The 7,086-nt window shown below is 45.6% G+C and carries 5 protein-coding genes; 2 read left to right on the top strand and 3 right to left on the bottom strand.

The window, feature by feature from the left end:
* Positions 1–162: 162 nt before the first annotated feature.
* Both A5295_RS05210 and A5295_RS05215 read right to left on the bottom strand, forming a co-directional pair.
* Positions 163–1,359: an ABC transporter permease gene (locus A5295_RS05210; RefSeq protein ID WP_082915509.1), complete on the bottom strand. Its 1,197-nt coding sequence runs from the start codon at positions 1,357–1,359 to the stop codon at positions 163–165.
* Positions 1,356–2,285, bottom strand: coding sequence for an ABC transporter permease (locus tag A5295_RS05215; RefSeq protein WP_064622007.1), 930 nt, complete (start codon positions 2,283–2,285; stop codon positions 1,356–1,358). The genes A5295_RS05210 and A5295_RS05215 overlap by 4 nt, the downstream gene beginning before the upstream one ends.
* A 341-nt stretch (positions 2,286–2,626) precedes the next feature.
* Between A5295_RS05215 and A5295_RS05220 the strand changes: the two genes are divergently transcribed.
* Positions 2,627–2,902, top strand: a complete 276-nt coding sequence (locus A5295_RS05220; protein WP_004110572.1) for a BrnT family toxin — start codon at positions 2,627–2,629, stop codon at positions 2,900–2,902.
* A complete protein-coding gene (locus A5295_RS06380; RefSeq protein ID WP_033888599.1) occupies positions 2,880–3,083 on the top strand; it encodes a hypothetical protein in 204 nt (67 codons plus the stop codon). Before A5295_RS05220 ends, A5295_RS06380 begins: the two co-directional genes overlap by 23 nt.
* An 89-nt stretch (positions 3,084–3,172) precedes the next feature.
* On the opposite strand, the gene ileS is transcribed toward A5295_RS06380, so the two are convergent.
* Positions 3,173–6,583: a mupirocin-resistant isoleucine--tRNA ligase gene (gene ileS / locus A5295_RS05230; protein ID WP_064622013.1), complete on the bottom strand. Its 3,411-nt coding sequence runs from the start codon at positions 6,581–6,583 to the stop codon at positions 3,173–3,175.
* Positions 6,584–7,086: the final 503 nt, after the last annotated feature.

The following is a 7,086-nucleotide window of genomic DNA, read 5'->3' on the forward strand; positions in this document are numbered from 1 at the left end:
AGATGTGTATAAGAGACAGATTTAAAATTTAATTCTTTAAAACTCGCGCATAAGCTATTTAACATTTTTGAACTTGAGAAAAAGTGAGCGAGCTGACACGAGCAGCATCAAGCAAACGCAAGCGCTTAGTCCTCGCCCACTAACAATTTCACTCGAAAGGCACTAACAGACTGCGGCACGAGGATCGATGAAACGATAACAGATGTCAACAATAAGATTCGCAACAATCACAAGCGCAGCCGCAAAAAGCGTCACACCAACCAGCACTTGCAAATCAAGATTTTTAACAGAATCAAGAAGTAGCGAACCCAAACCTTGCATAGAGAAAACTCTCTCAGTAATCACAGCACCGCCAAGCAAACCGCCTAGATCCAAGCCAAACATTGTTAGCACAGGAAGCATTACGTTAGGCAGAGCGTGACGAGTTATAACTTTCGTTCGCGGCATACCCTTAGCCAAGGCAGTGCGCATATAATCCTGTTGCAACTCGTCAAGCATATGAGCACGAGTAAGTCGCATATAATAAGCAGCGTTAAGAAGCGCCAAAACAATCCACGGAAGTAGCAAATGCTGCAGCCAACCTAAAGGATCATCCGAAAAATTCACATAACCGCCTGTAGGGAAAATTGGCAGATATACTGCAAAAGCAAGTATTGCAAGCATACCAATCAGGTAAGCAGGGGACGAAATCCCCACTGAAGAAAGCGCTCTAAATGCACGATCAAAAAGCGATCCTTCTTTAGAAGCAGAAATCACTCCGGTTACTACACCAATAATTACCCAAAGTAATGCAGCGCCAATCGCCAAAGAAGCTGTCACAGCAAAACGGCTCATAATAAGATCTGTGACTGGTTCGTTAAGCGTGAAGGACCAGCCTAAGCATGGAGACGAGCAGATAATTGCGTCACCAGCGGCTGAAATTCCTGAGGATGCAGAATTAGTTCCAAATTCTCGTCCAAAAAATATCCCACGAATATAGTTTCCAAGCTGCTCATACCACGGCGCGTCCGTGCCCATAAATGCGGAAACTCGAGCCAAACGCTCAGGAGTGCACGGCTTTCCGCAAGCTAGTTGCGCAGGATTCGCTGGGAGCATAAAGAAAATAAGGAATAATACAACTGCAATCAGTGTTAAAACAAGTACCGCGCTTGCTGAACGCTTTATTAAAAACGTAAGAAAATCTACGGTTTTGCTAATAATTCGCGGGTTTTTTGCGGATTCATTATTGCTGTTATTACTAATATTTTGTTGCATATTTTTCTTCTGCGTATTATTTACATTCTGCTTATTGCTGATATTTTTCGTACTGCTATTACTATTTTTTGTATCGCTATTACTAATATTTTCCTTATATCTCATGCCGTCGCCGCCTTTTTAGCGCGAGGCTGAAGAGCACTGGCCAAACCGTCACCAACAAGATTAAAACCGAAAGTTAGCAAGAACAGTGCAGTTCCAGGGAAAAGTAAATACCATGGGTCAACTAAAACCCACTGCACAGCTTCCGCAATAGCGCGACCCCACGAAGGCGAAGGCGGATTCATACCAACGCCAAGGAAAGACAACGCAGCTTCAGCTCCAATTCGTCCAGGAATAAGGAACGTTACATTCACAAGCAACAACGGCATCATATTTGGCATTATTTGTTCACGAAGAACATGCCACGTACCGGCTCCCATTACGCGAGATGCAACTGCAAAATTGCGAGATTTAAGCGTAAGAGTTTGAGCGCGAACTAAACGCGCAATACTTGGCCAACCAAAAAATCCTAAAACAAGTATTAGTAGAAGCGGACGCGGAAAATCTTGCGGCACAACAGCAGACAAAGCAATCGCAAAAATCAGGAACGGGAAACCGAAGAACACGTCCATTGTGCGCGAAAGCAAAGCATCTGCAAAACCACTGAAATACCCTGCAATCATGCCGATTACGATGCCAAGAAATAGCGATATTATGGTAGAAGCGACGCCAATTCCAAGAGATACGCGCGCGCCATGAGCCACAATTGCAAAAATATCAAGACCACGAAGTGGCGTAACACCAAACCAATGCTGGAAATTAATGCCACCAAAACCTGTTGGAACAGAATTAAAATCTAAATATTCTGGATGCTCATCATAAGGATTATTGCCAGTGATTGCAGTAAAAGCATCGGCAAAAATTGCCAAAATCACAAAAATTGCAATAATTATACTTCCGATAATAATGCCAGAATTATTTCCAGTAGGAACGGTGACGCTAGATGAATCACGCTTATAGCGTGAACGAAATACACCGACCCTTCTCATCTTTACTCATTTCGTCACCTGCACTTTCTTTTTGAATATCATGCAATATAAATTAACGCAAAACACAAATCGAGTAAAAATTTGTATTGTTGTCTTATCGACACTATAGGAACCCATAGAAAATGGGGTGTCACATTGCTCTTGCTTGAAGCTGCATTGTGCACTTCAAGCAAGCTCAATGCGGTAGCGCTTGCTTCTATAAATAGCCTTTAACCACAATGCGTAAAAAAATCTAGGAAAGCCGACTTAAAGCATTTACGATACTTAATACAAAACAACAATCATTAAAAATAGTTTCAATTGATGCTATTTTACGTTAAAATAGACGATAGAAGGTGAGTATGAATTTTGAGTACGATCCTGCAAAGAGCTTAAAAAATTTAGCTAAACATGGTATCAGTTTCAAAAAAGCTCAAATACTTTGGAATAATGAAATAACTGAAATCAAATCCAAAAATTCAGGCAATGATGACTCTCGCTACTTAGTTTTTGGAAAGATAGACAGCAAACATTGGACTGCAGTAATAACAAAAAGAAATAATCGAATTCGTATTATTTCTGTAAGAAGATCACGAAAGAAGGAGGAACAATATTATGAAAAACACCACAAAAAGTAAAGAGATAAGCGGAAAAGAAATTGATAGAAAATTCGATAACGGCGAAGACGTACTTGAGTACTTTGATTTGGAGCATCCAATTATAGAGAACCACTCGAACGAACAAAAGCACGTCACTTTTATTATGCCTGGATGGATATTGAGAATAATGAAATTCTTTAGAGTAGCTACAACACGGTAGTCAAATAAAACTAGAAGTAAAACAAAACGTGCCGACGTATTGAAATACACCGGCACGTTTTGTTTAGTTAATTAGCTGTTAGTTGTGTTTTACGCACGCTTAAGAGTTACGCTAAGCTCAGTTGCGCTAGAATCAGCCTCAACAACCTCGAAGCTCGTAGCCAAAGTCTCCTCCGCAATCAAATCGCGGAACTGCTCAACTTTAACAACGTCCGAAGCTGGCACGCTCAAAGTCAAAGCGATTCGGTCACTAATATCCAAACCGTTCTCCTTACGGGCATCCTGAACAGCGCGAATAGCGTCGCGAGCGTAACCTTCAGCAAGCAAATCGCTAGTCAAAGCAGTGTCGAGCATAACGAAACCGCCAGTTGGCATTGCAGCAGAAGCAGTATTCGCAGCCGCTTGAGCATCCGAAGACTCAACGCGATTTACAAGCTCATACTCGCCCTCAACAAGCGCAACTTCGCCGTTTGGAGTCTGAACAACAGGAGCGCCAGACTCGTCAACTCGCCAATCGCCACTCTTAGAAGACTTAATAGCAAACTGCACCTGCTTACCCAAACGAGGACCAGCCGCGCGCGCATTCACCTTAAGCTCGTGAACAATCTTCAAACCGTGGTTGCTTGCGTCTTCCAAAGTGCAGAATGTAACATTCTTCACGTTAAGCTCGCGCTCAAGAACCTGCTCGTAAGGCTCAACAGCAGCAGTATTTTCTGCAACAACCGTCAAGTTTGCCAATGGCTGGCGTACGCGCAACTGTTCCGCCTTACGCAACGAAAGCGCAGAAGACACAACCTCGCGAACCTTATCCATAGCAGCAACCAAAGCATCGTCATGAGCAAGAACAGCACCAAGCTCAGTGACTGTTCCAGCCTTAGGGTTCTTCTCACCGTCTGAAAGAGTTTCAGGCTCCACCAAATAAGGCCAATCAGCCAAATGCACGGATTCGCCGCCGGTAAGACCGCGCCACACAGCCTCAGCTTCCATAGGAGCAAGAGGAGCAATCGTGCGCATGAACACTTCCAACACAGTGTAAAGCGTGTTGAAAGCAGTCTCGTCTTCATTCCAGAAGCGGTCACGACTGCCGCGAATATACCAATTCGTAAGCACGTCAATAAAATCGCCAACTGCTGCGCAAGCATCGCTAATCGCAAACTCGTTCAAGCACTTTTCTACGCGCTCAACAAGCAAACGCGTGCGAGCAAGCAAATAACGATCCATGTTGCAAAGTCCTGCAACCTCATCCGCGCGAAGGCGACGAGCGTCATAACCCTTACCACCGTTTGCAGCATTCGCATACAAAGTGAAGAAGTAGTACGAGCTCCAAACTGGAAGCATAACCTGACGAACCGTATCCCTAATGCCGTCTGCAGTCACAATCAAATTGCCACCGCGCAAAATTGGCGAAGACATGAGGAACCAGCGCATTGCGTCCGAGCCGTACTCGTTGAAAACGCCGTTCACATCCGGGTAATTGCGCAAATGCTTACTCATCTTCTGGCCGTCGGAACCAAGCACGATGCCGTGGCAAATCACGTTCTTATAAGCTGGGCGGTCGAATAGAGCCGTAGCCATAATGTGAAGCGTGTAGAACCAGCCACGAGTCTGACCAATATATTCAACGATGTAGTCGCATGGGAAGTGCTCTTCGAAGAATTCCTTATTTTCAAACGGATAATGGAACTGCGCGAAAGGCATGGAACCAGACTCAAACCAACAGTCGAGAACATCCGTAATACGATGCATTTGCGACTTTCCAGTAGGATCGTCTGGATTTGGACGAGTAAGGCGATCGATATACGGGCGGTGCATATTCACATTGCCGTCGTCATCGCGCGGATAGTCGCCAAAATCAGCCTTAAGCTCTTCCAACGAACCGTACACGTCTACACGAGGATACTTTGGATCGTCACTCACCCACACTGGAATTGGCGAACCCCAGAAGCGGTTACGGCTAATCGACCAGTCACGCGCGTTAGAAAGCCACTTACCAAACTGGCCGTCCTTAACGTTTCCAGGAATCCAATTAATCTCCTGATTAAGCTCAAGCAAGCGCTTCTTAATCTTCGTAACAGACACAAACCAGCTAGAAACAGGCTTATAAATAAGCGGAGTTGCGCAACGCCAGCAATGAGGATAGCTGTGCACGTAGCTTTTTTCTTGGAATAACAACGCGCGCTGATCTTCCGGCATTTGAGCAAGCGGACCGTCTCCTGCACGCAAGTTACGCAAAATTGGCAAGTTCGCGTCGAAAACGTACAAGCCTTCGTAATCTGGGCAGTCGCTTGTAAACTTGCAACCTGCGTCGAGCACGTCAACGCTGCGAATTTCGTGCGCGTTAAGCGTGTTCATATCGTCCTCGCCGTAAGGAGCCTGGTGAACGAGACCAGTACCTTCAGCGGTGTCAACATAATCTGCAGTGAAAATCGTAAAAGCGTTAGGACCAGGAGTGCCACCCTCTGCGAGCGCAGAATCGCTTGCAAAGTATGGGAACACTGGGTAGTAGCGCCAACCAGCCATCTCAGCACCCTTAAGTTCGCGCACAACTTCGTAATTTTCGCCAAGTTCCTTAGTGTAGGAGCCGAGCAAAGGCTTACCGATGTAGAACTTTTTACCTGCGAACTTGCCTTCAGTTGGGCGAACTTCCACGTAGTCGATGTCTGCGCCAACTACGATTGCGAAATTGGTTGGCACAGTCCAAGGAGTAGTGGTCCAGAATACTGCGTAAGCGTCGGCTTCGTCGCGAAGCTTAACGGCAACGGAAACGGTAGTATCCTGACGATTCTGGTACACATCCGCGTCCATGCGAAGCTCGTGGGCTGAAAGTGGAGTTTGGTCCTTCGGGCAGTACGGAAGCACGCGGTAACCCTTGTAAGCCAAGCCCTTATCATAAAGCTGCTTAAAAGCCCACATTACGGATTCCATGTATGGAATGTTCAGCGTTTTGTAACCGCGCTCGAAATCAACCCAGCGAGCCTGACGATGCACGTAGTTTTGCCACTCGTTTGTGTACTTCAAAACGCTGGCACGGCAAGCATCGTTAAACTTTGCGATGCCCATTTTTTCGATTTGCTCAACCGACTCGATGCCGAGTTCCTTCTGCGCTTCCAACTCTGCAGGAAGACCGTGAGTATCCCAACCAAAAACGCGGTTTACTTTGCGACCGCGCATAGTCTGATAGCGCGGAACGACGTCTTTTGCGTAGCCTGTGAGCAGGTGGCCGTAGTGAGGAAGACCGTTTGCGAATGGAGGTCCGTCGAAGAACACGAACTCGTTTTGACTACCCTTGCCGGACGGACGGTATTCGATTGACTTGCGGAAAGTGTTGTTTGCATCCCAGTATTGGAGAACTGATTCTTCAAGCTTTGGGAAGGAAGGATTTGGTGCAACTTGCGCGCCGGAGTTTTCTTGCGTTGATGCTGAAACACTTACCTTTGGGTATACGTGATTTGCGGACGTATTTTCGGACGCGTTTGCTGCTGGATTAGTGGATTCGCTCACTGTGCTCTCCTCGCTCAACAGGGTGAATATTTCCCTGCGAGGACGACAGTTACTGCCGCGGTACCACCTCGCTTGCTATAAGATGATTACGTAACGTGTATCGCAATGCATAACGCAAGTGCGTAACACAAATATGCAACGCAATCGAACTATTCCCATAGCCTCTCGTGTTTGGCTGTGCGGGCCAACCCCGTCGGTTCTAATAAGCGAAAACCTTACGAATCCTCGCCGTTCTTCCGAAAACTCCCCGCCGATAACGGATCATCGCTTAAGTTAGAAATAATCTAACACTATCCCCTAACATTAGGAATAATTTCGCGACTCGCGAATAATTTTCATGACATTTTCATGACATATTATCCAAAAATGCCTTAGCTTCATTAGCATTGCTAAAAGCAATGCCATCGTCAGAAATTTTGCCATTCATAATTTGATTAGCGTGATTCATAGCCTTAAGCGTTGCCTCGTTTGGAACAGACAAGTTACTATTCAAGATAATATTT

Source organism: Gardnerella sp. 26-12 (assembly GCF_001660745.1).
GTDB lineage: Bacteria > Actinomycetota > Actinomycetes > Actinomycetales > Bifidobacteriaceae > Bifidobacterium > Bifidobacterium swidsinskii.